This is a genomic window from Stenotrophomonas sp. FW305-3-2-15-E-LB1, from assembly GCF_058787375.1.
This window is the reverse complement of record NZ_JBYSZR010000008.1, coordinates 1-15,438: the sequence shown is the minus strand read 5'-3', so window position 1 is coordinate 15,438 and position 15,438 is coordinate 1. Positions and strand designations below refer to the sequence as shown.

Sequence of the window (15,438 nt, the reverse complement as noted above, 5' to 3'; positions counted from 1 at the left end):
CGGGCAACCGGCGAGCGCTTCCCCTCGCCTCGCAGGCCCCGCACGGCTTAGGATATCCGTCTTGCCGGGCCGCCGGTCGCGAGGTTTGAAGTGAGGACTGTTTCACTGTCCGTGACGGGCTGGCCGGCCTACCATCGACGTACCGGTACATGGGGTGTACCGGCCGTCGCGATGTCCATGATGTCTGTCGTACCAGAGAAGGTGGGGAGCCTTCCCGAATGATGAGCGCGCCCACTCCGATGGGATCGCCGGGTCGTGACCCGGCCCAGCTCCAGCTTGCGCGGGACGCTGTCCTGCCCGCACTGTGCCAGGCCTTCGGCGCGGCGCTGGCGCGGTTTGACGACGCCCTGTTCGACCGTGCCGGCAATGCTGGCGCGTCGCAGTTGCTGTTCCTGGACGCCATGCGTGAACTGCGTCGGCGCCGCGACGAGATCACGGCGGCCTTTGCCGCCCACCTGGACCAGGCCTGGGCGGCGTTGGCCGCCGGCGAGCCGCTGTCCGCCGAGGCCACCCTGTCCGGCCCGGCCGAGGAAGGCCTGAGCCTGATTCCTGAACATGTGCTGGAGTCGCGGCTGGCGGTGCGCAACTTCGCCACCGTGCTGCTGCGCGATTTCAAGCCGGTGCTGGCCCGCCTGGAGCGCCGCCTGGGCTGGCTGGCCGGCGGCATCGAGCTGGACGCCGATCTCGATCCGGTCAGCCCCGAGCATCTGGGCGTGGCCATCCACCAGGCGTTCGCCGGGTGCGAGCTGGCCCCGGAAGTACATCTGGTGCTGATCAAGCTGTGCGAGCGCGACATGCGTGCGCCGGTGGGTCGCATCTACGAGAAGCTGGACGAGCAGTTGGCTGCAGCCGGTGTGATGCCGCAGATGGGCGCCCCGCGGCGGCCGCTGTCGGCGGCCCCGGCACAGCAGGCCCCGCACGGGATGGACGATCTGGTCGAACAGCGCCAGGCGCCGGGCTTCGAGACCGATTTCAGCGATGAGGAGCAGGCCGCACCGGCCTGGGCGCAGCGGTTCGCCGCGCGCTGGTCCGAGCGCCGTGGCCACATGCAGCAGCACCTGGCCGGCGAAGACGGAATGCCTGGCGGTGCGCCCGGCGGTTCCGGCGAAGCCTATTCCGGCCAGCAGGGCATGCTGCTGGAAGCACTGCACGAGCTGCTGCAGCAGACCCGGCATGTCCGCGAGGATGCGACGTCGGCCGCGCAGGTGGCCGTGGGCCAGCACCGCCCGCTCAGCCAGCGCGAGATGATGTCGGTGCTGTCGCTGCTGCAGGCCACGCCCAGCGCGACCCTGCGCGCGGCCATCGGCGAGGACGGTGAATCGCTGGCGCAGCGGCTGAAGAGCGAAGTGCTGTCCAACGCCACCCGCCTCGGCGTGGACCCCGGCCAGACCCGGCTGGACCCGCAGGACGAGGATGCGATCGATCTGGTCGGCATGCTGTTCGACGTGATGCTGGACGAACGCGAACTGGAAGGCCGCTCGCGCGAGCTGATCGGCCGCCTGGTGGTGCCCTTCGTCAAGGTCGCCATGCTCGACCGCCGCATGTTCGTGCAGAAGACCCACCCGGCCCGCAAGCTGCTCAATTCGCTGGCCGAGGCCTGCGAAGGCAATACTGGAGAAAGCCAGGCCGAGCGCATGCTGATGGCCAAGGTCGAGGAGATCATCGAGCGCCTGGTCGCCGAGTTCAACGAGAACCTGGCGATCTTCCTGACCCTGGAAGAAGAATTCCGCGATTTCCTGCTGCAGCATCGCCGCCGCGTGGAAATCGCCGAGCGCCGCGCCGCCGAAACGCAGCGCGGCCAGGAAAAACTGGAAATGGCCCGCAACCGTGCCGGCGCCGAACTGGACCGACGCATCGGCGACGCCACCCTGCCGCCGGCCATCGCCGAGTTCCTGCGCCAGCCGTGGCAGCACCACCTGACCCTGGCGCTGCTGCGCGAGGGCGAGGACGGGGCGTCCGTGGCCGAGGCACTGAGCCTGGGCGACGGCCTGCTGGAGGAAGTGGCCGAGGCCCGCCGGCACATCGTCGGCAAGCCGTGGCTGCAGGCCTGGCAGCCGGTGCTGGCCAAGGTGTTTGCCAGTGTCGGCGTGCACGGTGATGCGGCCTCGGCCGCCATCGATGCGCTGCACGGCACCCTGCAGGGCATCGCCGAATCGCGCCCGGAACTGCAGCGCGCGCTGCCGGAACTGCCGCAGGTCGCGCTGCCGACCGCACCGGTGCCCGAAGCCAGCGCGGTGGAACTGGCCGGGCAGGTCGAGACCGATGATTTCGACAATGCCGACGCCGACCGCTTCCGCCGCATGGAAATCGGCAACTGGCTGGACTTCGTCGACAAGGACGGCAAGGTCCAGGCCGGCAAGCTGTCCTGGATCAGCCCGATCTCCTCGCGCCTGCTGTTCGTCAACCGTCGTGGCGTGCGCTTCTGCGTGGCGTCGCCGGAAGAACTGGCGGTGATGGTGCGGCTGGGCCGCCTGCGCGCCCATGTCGACGATGGCGCCTTCGACAGCGCCATGCAGGGCGTGATCGACCGCCTGGACCCGGGTAACGCCACCCTGCACTGAGGGGTGGCTGCCTGCTAGGATCGGGAAAACTCACCGATCAGCGGGGACCTGCATGGCCGTGGCGTTGCTGGGGATGAAGGAGACCGCGCCGGGCGAACGGCGCGTGGCACTGACGCCGGAAACGGCGCGCAAGCTCGGGGCCTTGGGCATCACCGTCTGGTACGAAGCCGACGCCGGACTGGCCGCAGGCTTCCCCGATGCCGCCTACGACGATGCGGGCGCGCGTGCCTTCGACGCCGGCCGCTGGAACGAGATCGACATCCTGCTGTGCGTGCAGGCGCCACCGGCTGCGGTGCTGGCCCAGCTCAAGCCCGGTGCCAGCGTGGTCGGCCTGCTCACTCCGGCCAGCGACCCGTCGCTGGCGGCGCTGGCCGGCGATGACCGCCTGCTGTTGTTCCCGCTGCAGCAGCTGCCGCGTACCACGCGTGCGCAGGCCATGGACGTGCTCAGTTCGCAGGCCGGCATGGCCGGCTACAAGGCCGCGCTGATCGCCGCCGAGCGTGCGCCGCGCTTCTTCCCGATGCTGACGACGGCGGCCGGTACCGTGCGCCCGGCCAAGGTGCTGGTGATCGGCGCCGGCGTGGCCGGCCTGCAGGCCATCGCCACCGTGCGCCGCCTGGGCGCGCAGGTGGAAGGCTTCGACGTGCGGCCTGAAACCCGCGAACAGATCCAGTCGCTGGGCGCGCGCTTCCTCGACCTGGGGGTCAGCGCGGCGGGCGAGGGCGGCTATGCGCGTGCATTGACCGACGAGGAACGCGCCGAGCAGCAGCGCCGCCTGGCCGACCACCTGCGCAGCGTGGACGTGGTGATCTGCACCGCAGCGGTGCCGGGCCGACCGGCGCCCACCATCGTCACCGCAGCAATGGTCGAGGGCATGGCGGTGGGCAGCGTGATCGTCGACCTGGCCGCCGAGAGCGGCGGCAACTGCGCCCTGACCCAGCCGGGCCAGTGTATCGAACACCAGGGCGTGACCATTGATGGCCCTTTGAATCTGGCCAGCCGCGGCGCCACCCAGGCCAGCGAGATGTACGCGCGCAACCTGCTCAACTTCGTCACCCTGTTCGTGCAGGGTGGCCAGCTCGGGTTTGATTGGGAAGACGAACTGCTGGCAAAGACCCGCTGGCAGGCATGAAACGGTAGCGCCGGGCCATGCCCGGCGAGCGCAGCGGCCCGCGCAGGATCCGCCGGGCATGGCCCGGCGCTACCCCTTTACCGCGGCTTCGCCGGCGGCGGATTCTCGCGCACCCAGTCCTTGCGTTCTTCCGGCGTCATCTGCGACCAGCGCTCGCGCAGTGCATCGCGCTGGGCCGGGCTCAGCGTGCGCATCTGGCCAAACAGCGCGCGCGCCTGCTCGCGCTGTTCCGGGCTCATGTGCTCGAAACGGCGCAGGCCACGGCGGGCCTTGTCGCGTTCTTCCGGGCTCATCGACTGCCAGCGCTGGCCGTGCGACAGCATGCGCTGGCGTTGTCCGGCATCGGCGCCGTTCCAGCGGTCGCGCAGCGGCGCCAGCAGCGCCTCGCGCTGGGCCGGGCTCAACTGTTCCCAGTTGGGCAGCACGGGGCCCGGTGTGGCGGCAGGCGCAGTGGTCTGTGCCAGCAGCGGCGCAGCCGGCAGCAGGACCAGGGCGAACAGCAGGGGCAGGGTGGGGCGTCGCAGCATGGTTCTCACTCCATCGCCAGGTCGGTGTCGCCCAGCCACAGGTACATGTCGGGATTCTCGTCGTACAGCGCGCTGTTGTCTTCCACCGCGGCAAGCGTCGGTGCCGGTGCCGGGCCCGTGTGCGTGCCCGGGCCGGTGAACTGCACGCCGATGCCCAGCGCCATCACCAGCGAACACGCGCTGGCCAGCCACCAGCGCCAGCGGCCCCGGTGCGCCGCATGGGCGCCATGGCGGGCCTGGCGCAGCCGCGCCAGGGTAGCCGGCGACAGCGACTGCAGCGACTGCGCATGCAGGCTGCGCAGGGCGTCATCGGAAGGCAGGGAGCGGTTCACGGATGGTTCTCCAGGTAATCCTGCAGCGCCTGTCGGGCGCGTGCCAGATGGGTCTTTACCGCGCCTTCGCTGCAGCCCATGGCGCGGGCGGTGGTGGCCCCGTCCAGGTCCTGCAGGACGCGCAGGGTGAAGGCTTCGCGCTGGCGGGCGGGCAGCGTGCGCAGCGCCTGCACCAGTTGCTGGTACTGCTGGTGCTGCTCGTGTGCCTGCGCCGGGTCCGGGCCGGGGTCGGCCCAGTCGATGTCGGCGCCGTCGGCATCGTGGTTGTCGCGCCAGAACGGCAGGCGGAAGCGGCGCCGGCGCTGCAGGTCGATCACCCGCCGGCGCAGGATGCTCCAGAACAGCGGCGCCCATTCGGCGGCCGGCTTGTCGGCGTAGTCCAGCATGCGCAGCAGGGCGTCCTGCACCGCGTCCAGGGCGTCCTCGCGCTGGCGCAGGCCGGCCTCGGCGAAACGGAAGGCGCGCGGGCCGACGCTGGCCAGGAACGCTTCCAGCGACGCCGGCAGGGCATCGGCATCGGCGGTCTGGGGGAGGGGGCTGCTCACCAGCACAGGGTACGGTTCCTCGCTCGGGGTCACCATCGACAACGCGTGAGCGCGGCTTTGGTTGACCGGGGTGCGCGCGGGGTTCAGCCCGTGGTTATGATGGGGCGACGAAGACAGAGCGGGAGGCGTTGCCGATGAGTGACGGGTTCGTGGCGCTGTACATCTTCATGCTGGCCGCAATCGCCGGTCACGTGATCATTTCGCGGGTGCCGGTCATCCTGCATACCCCGCTGATGTCGGGTTCCAACTTCATCCACGGCATCGTGCTGATCGGCGCGATGGTGGTGCTGGGCCACGCGCAGACACCGCTGGAGAAGGCGCTGGGCTTCCTGGCCGTGGTGCTGGGTGCCGGCAACGCCGCCGGTGGCTACGTGGTCACCGCGCGCATGCTGGAAATGTTCAAGCCGAGCGCGCCCAAGGGCGGCAAGGACGCACCGAAGGAGCCGCAGGCTTGAACATCAGCACCGTCGAACTGCTCGATTGGCTGGTCAAGGCCAGCTACCTGGTGGCCGCCACCCTGTTCCTGCTCGGCCTGCAGCGCATGGCCTCGCCGCTGACCGCGCGCAGCGGCATCCGCTGGGCCGGGCTGGGCATGCTGCTGGCCACGGTGGCCACGTTCTTCCTGCCCGAACTGCACAACGTGCCGCTGATCCTGGTGGCGCTGCTGCTGGGCGCCGGCCTGGCCTGGTGGTCGGCCGGCAAGGTCGCCATCACCGACATGCCGCAGATGGTGGCCCTCTACAACGGCATGGGCGGTGGCTCGGCTGCGGCCATCGGCGCAGTGGAGCTGCTGCGCTATGCCTTCCTGGCCAACCGCGATACCAGCCACTGGAGTGCGCAGGCGCTGGCCGACCTGGCCGCGCGCCAGCCTTCGGCCACCGTGCTGCTGCTGGCGGTGGTTGGCGCGGCCATCGGTGCGGTGTCGCTGTCCGGCTCGGTCATCGCCTGGGCCAAGCTGGACGGGCGCCTGGACAAGCGCGTGACCTGGCCCGGCCAGCAGGCGCTGAACCTGCTGGTGGCGCTGGCCGTGGTGGTCCTGGCGATCATCGCCGCCAGCACGCTCAGCACCTGGTCCATCGTCGCCTTCTTCGTGCTGGCGCTGGCCCTGGGCGTGCTGATGACCCTGCCCATCGGCGGTGCCGACATGCCGGTGGTGATCTCGCTGTACAACGCGTTCACCGGCCTGGCGGTGTCCTTCGAAGGCTACGTGCTGGGCAACGAGGCACTGATCATCGCCGGCATGATGGTCGGCGCGGCCGGCATCCTGCTGACCCGGCTGATGGCCAAGGCGATGAACCGGCCGATCAGCAACGTGCTGTTCTCCAACTTCGGCGGCGGCGCCGGCGGTGAAGCGCAGGCGATCACCGGTTCGCAGAAGCCGATCGAAGCAGCCGACGTGGCGGCGATGATGGCCTTCGCCGAGCGCGTGGTCATCGTGCCGGGCTACGGCATGGCCGTCGCCCAGGCACAGCACAAGATCTGGGAACTGGCGCAGCGGCTGGGCCAGCGCGGGGTGAAGGTGAAGTTCGCCATCCACCCGGTGGCCGGGCGCATGCCCGGGCACATGAACGTGCTGCTGGCCGAAGCCGGCGTGCCTTATGACCTGATCGCCGACATGGACGACATCAACCCCGAGTTCGCCAACACCGACGTGGTGCTGGTGATCGGTGCCAATGATGTGGTCAACCCGGTGGCGCGCACCGATCCGGCAAGCCCGATCTACGGCATGCCGGTGCTGGACGTGGTCAACGCCCGCAACGTGGTGGTGATCAAGCGCGGCAAGGGCACCGGCTTTGCCGGCATCGAGAATGCGCTGTTCTACGCCGACAACACGCGCATGCTGTACGGCGATGGTGCCGAAGCCGCGGCCTCGCTGGTGAGCGAACTGAAGGCGCTCGACGGCGGGCATTGAGGCTGTACCGGTAGCGCCGGGCCATGCCCGGCGGACGGCTGCGGGGGCCGCTGCGCTCGCCGGGCATGGCCCGGCGCTACCGGCATCGGTGTGATCAGCGCGCCAGCCAGGCGCCGACGACCACGCCCACCGCCAGCCAGATCCATTCCATGGCGCCGTTGGCCAGGCTGGTCAGGGTCCAGGCCAGGTGCGGGCCCATCCGCAACACGGCATCCATCGGATTCAGGCCCATCGAGCCACCCATCCAGACGCTGGCGATGCACCAGTAGGCCACCGCGCTCACCAGCGCCGTGCCCAGCACCACCAGCGCGACGCGCAGCCGGCCCGGGCCCAGCGTGCCCAGGCGCAGCATGAACGTGAGTTCCAGGGCGGTCACCACCGCCATCCAGCCAACCTGGCGGCCGGTCATCAGGGCCACCAGCACCCAGACCATCGGGGCGACAACCAGGCCCAGCAGCAACATGAAGGGCCAAAGCCAGGTGACGGTCCTGGCACGCGCGGCATTGGAGGACATCGAAGCTCCCTGAAGGACACCCACAGGATACTGTGGTTTGCCGCAGTGCACCGGCGGGGGCAGGGCGGCTGGGCTAGAATGCCGTCTTGCGTGGCTTCGGCCGCGGCCCCATATCGGTCCCCATGTATTCCCGTAGCAGCGAACCTGTCCACTTCGAACGCGATTGCGAGGCCGTGATGGTCCCGCAGGGCGACACCGTGACCCTGCCCGCCGGCAGCTATGGCTATATCACCCAGGCACTGGGCGGCAGCTATTCGGTGTTCGTCGAAGGCAACCTGTTCCGTATCGCCGGCAAGGACGGCGACGCCATCGGCAAGGAGGCGCCGGCCCCGCTGGAGCTGCCCGCCGATGCCACCGATGAACAGGTGGAACAGCTGGTATGGCAGCAGCTGCGCACCTGCTTCGACCCGGAAATTCCGGTCAACATCGTCGAACTGGGCCTGGTCTACGAAGTCGAGATCAAGCACCTGGACGAAGGCCAGCGCGAGATCGACGTGAAGATGACCCTGACCGCCCCCGGCTGCGGCATGGGCGACATCCTGGTCGATGACGTGCGCAGCAAGCTCGAGATGATCCCCACCGTGGCCCAGGCCGACGTCGACCTGGTGTTCGACCCGCCGTGGAACCAGCACATGATGTCCGAGGCCGCCCGGCTCGAAACCGGCATGCTTTGACCCACGGCCCGCTGTCCGGCGGGCCCGGCACTACCCGCAACCAGAACAGGAATCCTCCGGTGTCCCAGTCCATTCCCAGCTTCGCCGTCACCCGTTCGGACCACCCGCGCAGCGCTGAAGAGCGCGCCCAGATCCTGGAGAAGCCGGGCTTCGGCCTGCACTTCACCGATCACATGGTGGAAGTGCGCTGGGACAAGGACACCGGCTGGCACAACGCCAACGTGCGTGCCTACGGTCCGCTGCAGCTGGACCCGGCCGCCGCCGTCCTGCATTACGGCCAGGAAATCTTCGAAGGCATCAAGGCCTATCGCCACGCCGACGGTTCGATCTGGACCTTCCGCCCCGATGCCAACGGCCGCCGCCTGCAGCGTTCGGCCCAGCGCCTGGCGCTGCCGGAACTGCCGGTGGAGATCTTCGTCGAATCGCTGAAGCAGCTGATCGCGCTGGACAGCGCCTGGGTGCCGTCGGCCGACGAATCCAGCCTGTACTTCCGTCCGTTCATGATCGGCGACGAAGCCTTCCTCGGCGTGCGCGGCGCGCACAAGGCCGGCTACTACGTCATCGCCAGCCCGGCCGGCCCGTACTTCGCCAAGGGCGTCGCCCCGGTGTCGATCTGGCTGTCCACCGAGTACGCACGTGCGGCCAAGGGCGGCACCGGCGCGGCCAAGTGCGGTGGCAACTACGCCGCCTCGCTGCTGCCGCAGCAGAAGGCACAGGCACAGGGCTGCTCGCAGGTGCTGTTCCTCGATCCGGTCGAAGGCAAGTACCTGGAAGAACTGGGCGGCATGAACGTCTTCCTGGTCTACAAGGACGGCACCCTGGTCACCCCGGAACTGTCCGGCAGCATCCTCGAGGGCATCACCCGCGAGAGCATCCTGCAGCTGGCCCGCGACCGCGGCATGAAGGTCGAAGAGCGCAAGGTCACCATCGACGAGTGGAAGAACGGCGTGGCCTCCGGCGACATCGCCGAAGTGTTCGCCTGCGGTACCGCCGCGGTGGTCACCCCGATCGGCCAGCTCAAGGGCGAGGGCTTCTCGGTCGGCGACATCAACGCCCCGGCCGGCGAAGTGACCATGTCGCTGCGCAAGGAACTGACCGACATCCAGTACGGCCGCCAGCCGGACCGCCACAACTGGCTGGTCAAGCTGGGCTGATCCGCCCGCACTGAAGCTGTAGAGCCGAGCCCACGCTCGGCTACGCTCCCTGTAGAGTCGAGCCATGCTCGACTGCTTTACCCGGAAAGCCCGTCCCCGCGACGGGCTTTCTGCGTTTCAGGAACCATCCCCGGCAGCCAGCCTGCCGATGTCGGCAAAGACATGGCGGGACAGCCAAAGTCCCGTTCATGTCCGTATAGGGCGGGTGAAAGTTCCTTCACCTTCACAAACCCTACACCCATCACGTCTCAGATCAGACATTTCATGTTCCTGAAAAGACGCTGAAAATCTTGTGGAGTCCGTTTCGGGCCATTAGCGTCAACAGCACGGCGGGTCGCAGGGGAATCCGCTGACTGACCGGACTTCGAGCCATGCGTGCACACCGCCATCGCGCGCTCGGGCCGGTGCTTCTGCCGATTCCGGCATTCACACCACTAGAAAGGGAAATTCCGATGTCCCAGGTTTCGCAACTGCGTCTGCGCAGGTCGTGGGTGGTTCTCAGTGCGTCCGTCGTCACCTCCCTGCTGCTGGCCGCCCCGGCCTTCGCTGGCGATGTCCAGCTCAGCGGGTTGAAGTCCGCGCCGGTGCACCAGCAATTCATCGTCAAGTACAAGGACGGCAGCCAGCTGGTGGCCAACACCACCGCACTGGCTTCGTCGCTGAAGACGGCCGCCGCCGGCCTGCCCAGCGCCCAGGGGCGCGCCCTCGGCCTGCAGCAGATCCGCCGCCTGGCCACCGGGCCGAGCGTGGTGCGCTCCGACCGCGCGCTGGACCAGGCCGAATCCGAGCTGCTGATGCGCAAGCTCGCCGCCGACCCGAACGTCGAGTACGTGGAAGTCGACCAGATCATGCGTGCCACGCTGACCCCGAACGACGCCCGCCTGAGCGAGCAGTGGGGCTTCGGCACGTCCAACGCCTCGATCAACGTGCGCCCGGCCTGGGACAAGGCCACCGGCACCGGCGTGGTCGTGGCCGTCATCGATACCGGCATCACCAGCCATCCGGATCTGAACGCCAACATCCTGCCCGGCTACGACTTCATCAGCGATGCCGCGATGGCGCGCGATGGCGGCGGCCGCGACAACAACCCGAACGACGAGGGTGACTGGTACGCCGCCAACGAGTGCGGCGCCGGCTATCCGGCCTCCAGCTCCAGCTGGCACGGCACCCATGTGGCCGGCACCATCGCTGCGGTGACCAACAACAGCACCGGCGTGGCCGGTACCGCCTACAACGCCAAGGTCGTGCCGGTGCGCGTGCTCGGCAAGTGCGGCGGCTACACCTCGGACATCGTCGACGCCATCACCTGGGCCTCCGGTGGCACGGTCAGCGGCGTGCCGGCCAACGCCAACCCGGCGGAGGTCATCAACATGTCGCTGGGTGGTGGCGGCAGCTGCTCGACCACCTACCAGAACGCCATCAACGGCGCGGTCGGCCGTGGCACCACCGTGGTGGTGGCCGCCGGCAACGAGTCGGCCAACGTCTCCACCTCGGTGCCGGCCAACTGCGCCAACGTCGTGGCTGTCGCTGCGACGACCTCGACCGGCGCCAAGGCCAGCTTCTCCAACTACGGCACCGGCATCGACATCTCCGCACCGGGCGCGAACATCCTCTCCACCCTCAACACCGGCACCACGGTGCCGGCCAGCGCAACCTACGCCTCCTACAACGGCACCTCGATGGCGGCGCCGCACGTGGCCGGCGTGGTCGCGCTGATGCAGTCGGTGGCACCCTCGCCGCTGAGCCCGGCGCAGGTGGAAAGCATCATCAAGAGCACCGCACGTCCCTTGCCGGGCGCCTGCTCGGGCGGCTGCGGCGCAGGCATCATCGATGCCGATGCAGCGGTCACCGCGGCCATCAATGGCACCGGCGGCGGCAACCCGAACCCGGGTGGCAGCGTGCTGCAGAACAACGTGCCGGTGACTGGCCTGGGGGCCTCCAGCGGTGCTTCGCTCAGCTACACGGTGCAGGTGCCGGCCGGCCGCTCGCAGCTGCGCGTGGCGATCAGCGGCGGCAGCGGTGATGCCGACCTGTACGTGCGCCAGGGCAGCGCCCCGACCGACACGACCTACACCTGCCGCCCGTACCTGAGCGGCAACAACGAAACCTGCACCATCAACAGCCCCGCCGCCGGCACCTGGCATGTCCGGGTGAAGGGTTACAGCACCTTCTCGGGCGTCAGCCTCAACGCCCAGTACTGAGCCCAAGTCCCTCTCCAAGGGCACGCCCCGGCTTCGGCCGGGGTGTTTTTTTGGGGTGGTGCGAATATGCCTGGACGTCCGGGCATCCGCTCTGCCCTTGACTTTGCTGGCCGCGCGCCATGACCTGTCAGGAGGGGGCGATCCCCCCGACGCAGGACCGTTGGCGCCAAGGATGGCGCCATCGAGCCCCCATGGATGGGTTCACGGCGTGTCCTGCGTCGGGGGGATCACCCCCTCAACCCAGCAGCAACAGAAACGCCGGATCCCTCCGCGCGACAGCGCGCCGCAAAAAACTCAGACCGACTCGAAGCGGTTGGCCGCCACGTTCTTCCGCACATGCTGCGGATCGAAGATGCGGCCGTTCATCGCGATGTACACGCCGGTCGGCAGCGACTGCACCGCACCGATCGCGCAGCCGATGTTGAACTCCGCATCCGAGCCACGGAAGCGTGCCGGGCTCAGCGCACCGGTCATCACGATGGTCTTGTCCGGAATCGTCGCCAGCACCTGGCCGGTCTGCACCATGGAATCAGTGCCATGGGTGACCAGCACGTGCCGGGTCGCCTGCGCGGCGATGGTCGCGCGGATCAGCTCGCGGTCGTCATCGTTGATGTGCAGCGAATCCTTGCGCAGGATCGGAATCACGTTGAAGCGGAAGGTCACCCCGAGCTCCCGCAGGATCATGCCGATCTGCGGATCACCGATCTGGTAGTCCGACTTGTCGTCGAAGTAGATCTTGTCGATCGTGCCACCGGTGGTGACGACCAGGAGCTCTTCCATCATGTGCATGCGCGAAACCAGGACAGGTACAGCGGCGCGGGGCCGGGAACACAGATGATAAGGCCCGGCGGCCGCAGCGTCAGCGTCGCTTGCTGAAGCGGGCGCGCAACCCCGGCAGGCTGGCGGCGAAGATGACCAGCAGGGCCAGAGCCGTCTCGATCAGCGCCAGCCAGCGGGTCTCCGGGTGGCTCCAGGCACTCATCACGCCATGGCTGAACCAGCCCAGGGCCAGCACCGAGGCCCAGAAACCGGCCTTGCGCCAGCCCAGGCGCAGGGCGATGGCCAGCGCCAGTGGCGGTGCGGTGAACACCAGCTGGGTGGCCAGCCAGTGCTTGTCATTGATGAACCAGCCCACGTACAGCGCCGCCAGGCCCAGCAGGGCCAGCAGCAGGACCGTGCGCGGCGCGGTATTCATCGGGCCAGCCGCTGTGCGATGTCGGCCACCCGGCGGCCCAGCGCGCGGGCCAGGACGGCCTCGTCGTCGGTCGGCTGCGGGTCGTCTGCTGCACCGGCCACATGGCTGGCGCCATAAGGCGTACCGCCACTGGTGGTATGGCTCAGCGCCGGTTCGGTGAAGGGAATGCCGACGATCAGGCAGCCGTGGTGCAGCAGCGGCACCTGCATCGACAGCAGGGTCGATTCCTGGCCGCCGTGCATCGAGGCGGTGGAGGTGAACACACCGGCAGGCTTGCCGGCCAGGGTGCCGTTGACCCACTCCGCGCCCAGTCCATCGAGGAAATGCTTGACCGGTGCGGCCATGTTGCCGAAGCGCGTCGGGCTGCCGAGCAGCACGCCCTGGCAGTCGGCCAGGTCCTGCACGCTCACGTAGGGCGCGCCGTCATCGGGTACCGGCGGCTGCGCGGTCTGGGTCACTGCAGCCACCGGCGGCACCGTGCGCAGGCGCGCGGTCATGCCCGCCACTTCGCCGATGCCCCGCGCGATCTGGCGCGCCAGCCGTGCCACCGAACCGCCCCGGCTGTAGTAAAGCACCAGAATCTCGCCCATCGCGTGCAGGTCTCCTCATCGTGTGGATGCCAGTATGGCTATCCTGCATCGATTCCGCATCGGGTACCCTTTCGCCGATGGAACCTCTGGATACGCTCAACCTGTGGATGGAGCGCGCGCGGGATCGCGCACGGGCCGCCAGCTTCGGTCGCTTCCTCTGGCGCCGCTTCCTCGACGACCGCCTGTTCCAGGCGGCCGCGGCGCTGGCCTACACCACCGTATTCGCGCTGGTGCCGCTGGCGATCGTGGTCTTCGGGGTGCTGTCGGCATTCCCGGTGTTCGACCGCTGGAGCGACCAGCTCAGCGACTACGTGTTCTCCAACTTCGTGCCCAGCGCCGCGCGCGCGGCGGAGGGCTACCTGCGGCAGTTCTCGGCCAGTGCCGGCCAGCTCACCGCCGCCGGCTTCATCGCCCTGGTGGTTTCGCTGCTGATCACCCTCAACAGCGTCGAAGAAACCTTCAACCAGATCTGGCGGGTGGGCAGCACGCGGCCCAAGCTGACCCGCTTCCTGGTCTACTGGACCGTGCTGACCCTGGGCGCCATGCTCGCGGCCGCTTCGCTGGCAGTGTCGGCGCGGGTGTTCGCGATGCCGCTGTTCGGCACCCAGGAAGGGCGCTGGCTGGCCGACCTGTCACTGCGGCTGGCGCCGGTGCTGATCGAGTTCGTCTGCATCATGCTGATGTTCCGCGTGGTACCGCACCACACGGTGAAGTGGCGGCATGCGATTCCCGGCGCGGTGCTGGCGGCGGTCCTGCTGGAGCTGATCAAGTGGGGCATCGGTGCCTACCTGGGCAGCTTCCAGTCCTACCAGAAGCTCTACGGCACGGTTGCCTTCGTGCCGATCCTGCTGCTGTGGATCTACCTGTGCTGGGTGGCGGTGCTGCTGGGGGCTTCGCTGGCCTCGTCGATGGCCGCCTTCCGCTACCAGCCGGTGGAGCTGCGCCTGCCGCAGGGCTTCGAGTTCTACGGCCTGCTGCGCCTGCTCGGGCGCTTCCACTACGCGCGCAGCAAGGGCCGCGGCCTGGCCGACGATGAGATCCTGCGGCTGGAGCCGATGCTGACCGATTCGCTGCTGCAGGACCTGGCCTGCAACCTGCAGGACATCGGCCTGCTGCGCCGCGACGAGCGTGGCGAGTGGCTGCTGGCGCGCGACCTGGACCAGGTCAGCCTGGCCGACCTCTACGAATGCACCCAGTTGCGCATCCCGGTGTCCGAGCAGCACCTGCCGTACCGCGATGACAGCCTGGGCCAGGCTGCGCTGGCCGCCCTGGACGAACTTCGCCTGCCGCTGCGCGAGCGCCTCAAGCGCCGTGTCAGCGACATCTACCCTGATTCCGGAGACACACCATGATCCGCACGCCCTTGTTGAAGGCCCTGCCGCTTGCCCTGCTGCTGGCCCTGGCTGCCTGCAAGCCCGCGCAGGAACCGACCCCGGCCAGCAGCACGCCGCCGGCCCAGGCACGGGCGCCCGCGCCCCCGGCAGCTGCGGAAGGTACCGACGAGAACCCGGCCGAACGCACCACGGCCGAGTTCCCGGCGTTGAAGATGAAGGCCATCGACGGCAGCGAGTACGACCTGGCCGCGCACCGCGGCAAGTGGGTGGTGGTGAATTTCTGGGCGACCTGGTGTGCACCGTGCCGCAAGGAGATGCCGGAGCTGTCGGCGTTGCACGCGATGCGCAGCAACGTCGAGGTGGTGGGCCTGGCCTACGAGGACATCGAGACGCCGGAGATGCAGGCGTTCCTGGCCAAGCATCCGGTGACCTATCCGATCGTGGTGGTCGACCCGTTCGACCCGCCAGCCGACTTCGCGATCCCGCGCGGCCTGCCGCTGACCCACCTGATCGATCCGAAGGGCAAGGTCGCGCACACGTTCCTGGGGCCGGTGACCGCTGCTGACATCGAACAGCAGATCGCTGCTGCGAAGTAGGTTTTTTTGTTTGCAGGGCTTGCAGCCCTGCACCTGCGGTAGTGCCGGCCGCTGGCCGGCAACCTCAACAGCAGAAGCTGGTTTCCTGTTGGGAGGCGGGGTGGGTCCGGTTGAGGGGGACGCCGTAAACCCATCCATGGGGGCTTGGTCGCGGCATCCATGCCGCTCACA

At 68.8% G+C, this 15,438-nt stretch carries 16 protein-coding genes; 9 read left to right on the top strand and 7 right to left on the bottom strand.

The window, feature by feature from the left end; genetic code table 11:
- The first annotated feature begins 218 nt into the window (after window positions 1-218).
- Complete coding sequence (gene pacR / locus AC3WL7_RS07960; RefSeq protein WP_079220716.1) at window positions 219-2,561, top strand: PacR family protein; 2,343 nt, start codon at window positions 219-221, stop codon at window positions 2,559-2,561.
- Between the two features lie 52 nt (window positions 2,562-2,613).
- Window positions 2,614-3,693 carry an NAD(P) transhydrogenase subunit alpha gene (locus AC3WL7_RS07955; RefSeq protein ID WP_492749925.1) on the top strand — a complete coding sequence of 360 codons (1,080 nt, stop codon included), beginning with the start codon at window positions 2,614-2,616 and terminating at the stop codon, window positions 3,691-3,693.
- Window positions 3,694-3,770: 77 nt separating this feature from the next.
- Here AC3WL7_RS07955 and AC3WL7_RS07950 read toward each other — a convergent pair whose 3' ends face one another.
- Genes AC3WL7_RS07950 through AC3WL7_RS07940 form a run of 3 tightly spaced genes read right to left on the bottom strand, consistent with a single transcriptional unit; the run spans window position 3,771 to window position 5,133 of the window.
- Complete coding sequence (locus AC3WL7_RS07950; protein WP_492749924.1) at window positions 3,771-4,220, bottom strand: DUF3106 domain-containing protein; 450 nt, start codon at window positions 4,218-4,220, stop codon at window positions 3,771-3,773.
- Between the two features lie 5 nt (window positions 4,221-4,225).
- A complete protein-coding gene (locus tag AC3WL7_RS07945) occupies window positions 4,226-4,552 on the bottom strand; it encodes a hypothetical protein (protein ID WP_108758843.1) in 327 nt (108 codons plus the stop codon).
- Window positions 4,549-5,133 (bottom strand): RNA polymerase sigma factor, encoded by a 585-nt coding sequence (locus AC3WL7_RS07940; RefSeq protein WP_079220720.1) that lies wholly within the window; start codon window positions 5,131-5,133, stop codon window positions 4,549-4,551. The genes AC3WL7_RS07945 and AC3WL7_RS07940 overlap by 4 nt, the downstream gene beginning before the upstream one ends.
- Before the next feature lie 98 nt (window positions 5,134-5,231).
- Here AC3WL7_RS07940 and AC3WL7_RS07935 point away from each other — a divergent pair, with 98 nt between their 5' ends.
- Together AC3WL7_RS07935 and AC3WL7_RS07930 are read left to right on the top strand one after the other, a co-directional pair.
- Window positions 5,232-5,552, top strand: coding sequence for an NAD(P) transhydrogenase subunit alpha part 2 (locus AC3WL7_RS07935; RefSeq protein ID WP_262216490.1), 321 nt, complete (start codon window positions 5,232-5,234; stop codon window positions 5,550-5,552).
- Complete coding sequence (locus AC3WL7_RS07930) at window positions 5,549-7,009, top strand: NAD(P)(+) transhydrogenase (Re/Si-specific) subunit beta (RefSeq protein WP_079220721.1); 1,461 nt, start codon at window positions 5,549-5,551, stop codon at window positions 7,007-7,009. Before AC3WL7_RS07935 ends, AC3WL7_RS07930 begins: the two co-directional genes overlap by 4 nt.
- A gap of 94 nt (window positions 7,010-7,103) precedes the next feature.
- Here the strand turns inward: AC3WL7_RS07930 and AC3WL7_RS07925 are convergent, their stop codons facing one another.
- On the bottom strand, window positions 7,104-7,523 hold the full coding sequence (locus AC3WL7_RS07925) for a hypothetical protein (RefSeq protein WP_079220722.1): 420 nt from the start codon (window positions 7,521-7,523) through the stop codon (window positions 7,104-7,106).
- A gap of 122 nt (window positions 7,524-7,645) precedes the next feature.
- Here AC3WL7_RS07925 and sufT point away from each other — a divergent pair, with 122 nt between their 5' ends.
- The 3 genes from sufT (at window position 7,646) to AC3WL7_RS07910 (ending at window position 11,552) form a co-directional block, all read left to right on the top strand.
- Window positions 7,646-8,197 (top strand): putative Fe-S cluster assembly protein SufT, encoded by a 552-nt coding sequence (gene sufT, locus AC3WL7_RS07920; protein ID WP_079220723.1) that lies wholly within the window; start codon window positions 7,646-7,648, stop codon window positions 8,195-8,197.
- Between the two features lie 59 nt (window positions 8,198-8,256).
- A complete protein-coding gene (locus AC3WL7_RS07915; RefSeq protein ID WP_079220724.1) occupies window positions 8,257-9,351 on the top strand; it encodes a branched-chain amino acid aminotransferase in 1,095 nt (364 codons plus the stop codon).
- 452 nt (window positions 9,352-9,803) lie between these two features.
- A complete protein-coding gene (locus tag AC3WL7_RS07910; RefSeq protein ID WP_108746009.1) occupies window positions 9,804-11,552 on the top strand; it encodes a S8 family peptidase in 1,749 nt (582 codons plus the stop codon).
- 294 nt (window positions 11,553-11,846) lie between these two features.
- On the opposite strand, the gene AC3WL7_RS07905 is transcribed toward AC3WL7_RS07910, so the two are convergent.
- The 3 genes from AC3WL7_RS07905 to wrbA form a co-directional block, all read right to left on the bottom strand.
- Window positions 11,847-12,332 (bottom strand): asparaginase domain-containing protein, encoded by a 486-nt coding sequence (locus tag AC3WL7_RS07905; RefSeq protein ID WP_079220726.1) that lies wholly within the window; start codon window positions 12,330-12,332, stop codon window positions 11,847-11,849.
- A 79-nt stretch (window positions 12,333-12,411) separates the two neighbouring features.
- A complete protein-coding gene (locus AC3WL7_RS07900) occupies window positions 12,412-12,747 on the bottom strand; it encodes a DUF2069 domain-containing protein (RefSeq protein WP_079220727.1) in 336 nt (111 codons plus the stop codon).
- Complete coding sequence (gene wrbA / locus AC3WL7_RS07895) at window positions 12,744-13,337, bottom strand: NAD(P)H:quinone oxidoreductase (protein ID WP_492749923.1); 594 nt, start codon at window positions 13,335-13,337, stop codon at window positions 12,744-12,746. Before wrbA ends, AC3WL7_RS07900 begins: the two co-directional genes overlap by 4 nt.
- Window positions 13,338-13,414: 77 nt before the next feature.
- On the opposite strand from wrbA, the gene AC3WL7_RS07890 reads away from it, so the two are divergent.
- A complete protein-coding gene (locus tag AC3WL7_RS07890) occupies window positions 13,415-14,689 on the top strand; it encodes a YihY family inner membrane protein (protein WP_492749922.1) in 1,275 nt (424 codons plus the stop codon).
- The gene (locus AC3WL7_RS07885) at window positions 14,686-15,267 is read left to right on the top strand and encodes a TlpA family protein disulfide reductase (protein ID WP_492749921.1); all 582 of its coding nucleotides are present in this window, start codon (window positions 14,686-14,688) and stop codon (window positions 15,265-15,267) included. Before AC3WL7_RS07890 ends, AC3WL7_RS07885 begins: the two co-directional genes overlap by 4 nt.
- Window positions 15,268-15,438: the final 171 nt, after the last annotated feature.

Excerpts from the sequence above, each read along its gene's own strand:
- pacR (WP_079220716.1), top strand. The coding sequence starts at position 219 with ATGATGAGCGCGCCCACTCCGATGGGATCGCCGGGTCGTGACCCGGCC.
- AC3WL7_RS07955 (WP_492749925.1), top strand. The coding sequence starts at position 2,614 with ATGGCCGTGGCGTTGCTGGGGATGAAGGAGACCGCGCCGGGCGAACGG.
- AC3WL7_RS07950 (WP_492749924.1), bottom strand. The coding sequence starts at position 4,220 with ATGCTGCGACGCCCCACCCTGCCCCTGCTGTTCGCCCTGGTCCTGCTG.
- AC3WL7_RS07940 (WP_079220720.1), bottom strand. The coding sequence starts at position 5,133 with ATGGTGACCCCGAGCGAGGAACCGTACCCTGTGCTGGTGAGCAGCCCC.
- AC3WL7_RS07935 (WP_262216490.1), top strand. The coding sequence starts at position 5,232 with ATGAGTGACGGGTTCGTGGCGCTGTACATCTTCATGCTGGCCGCAATC.
- AC3WL7_RS07925 (WP_079220722.1), bottom strand. The coding sequence starts at position 7,523 with ATGTCCTCCAATGCCGCGCGTGCCAGGACCGTCACCTGGCTTTGGCCC.
- sufT (WP_079220723.1), top strand. The coding sequence starts at position 7,646 with ATGTATTCCCGTAGCAGCGAACCTGTCCACTTCGAACGCGATTGCGAG.
- AC3WL7_RS07910 (WP_108746009.1), top strand. The coding sequence starts at position 9,804 with ATGTCCCAGGTTTCGCAACTGCGTCTGCGCAGGTCGTGGGTGGTTCTC.
- AC3WL7_RS07905 (WP_079220726.1), bottom strand. The coding sequence starts at position 12,332 with ATGGAAGAGCTCCTGGTCGTCACCACCGGTGGCACGATCGACAAGATC.
- AC3WL7_RS07900 (WP_079220727.1), bottom strand. The coding sequence starts at position 12,747 with ATGAATACCGCGCCGCGCACGGTCCTGCTGCTGGCCCTGCTGGGCCTG.
- wrbA (WP_492749923.1), bottom strand. The coding sequence starts at position 13,337 with ATGGGCGAGATTCTGGTGCTTTACTACAGCCGGGGCGGTTCGGTGGCA.
- AC3WL7_RS07890 (WP_492749922.1), top strand. The coding sequence starts at position 13,415 with ATGGAACCTCTGGATACGCTCAACCTGTGGATGGAGCGCGCGCGGGAT.
- AC3WL7_RS07885 (WP_492749921.1), top strand. The coding sequence starts at position 14,686 with ATGATCCGCACGCCCTTGTTGAAGGCCCTGCCGCTTGCCCTGCTGCTG.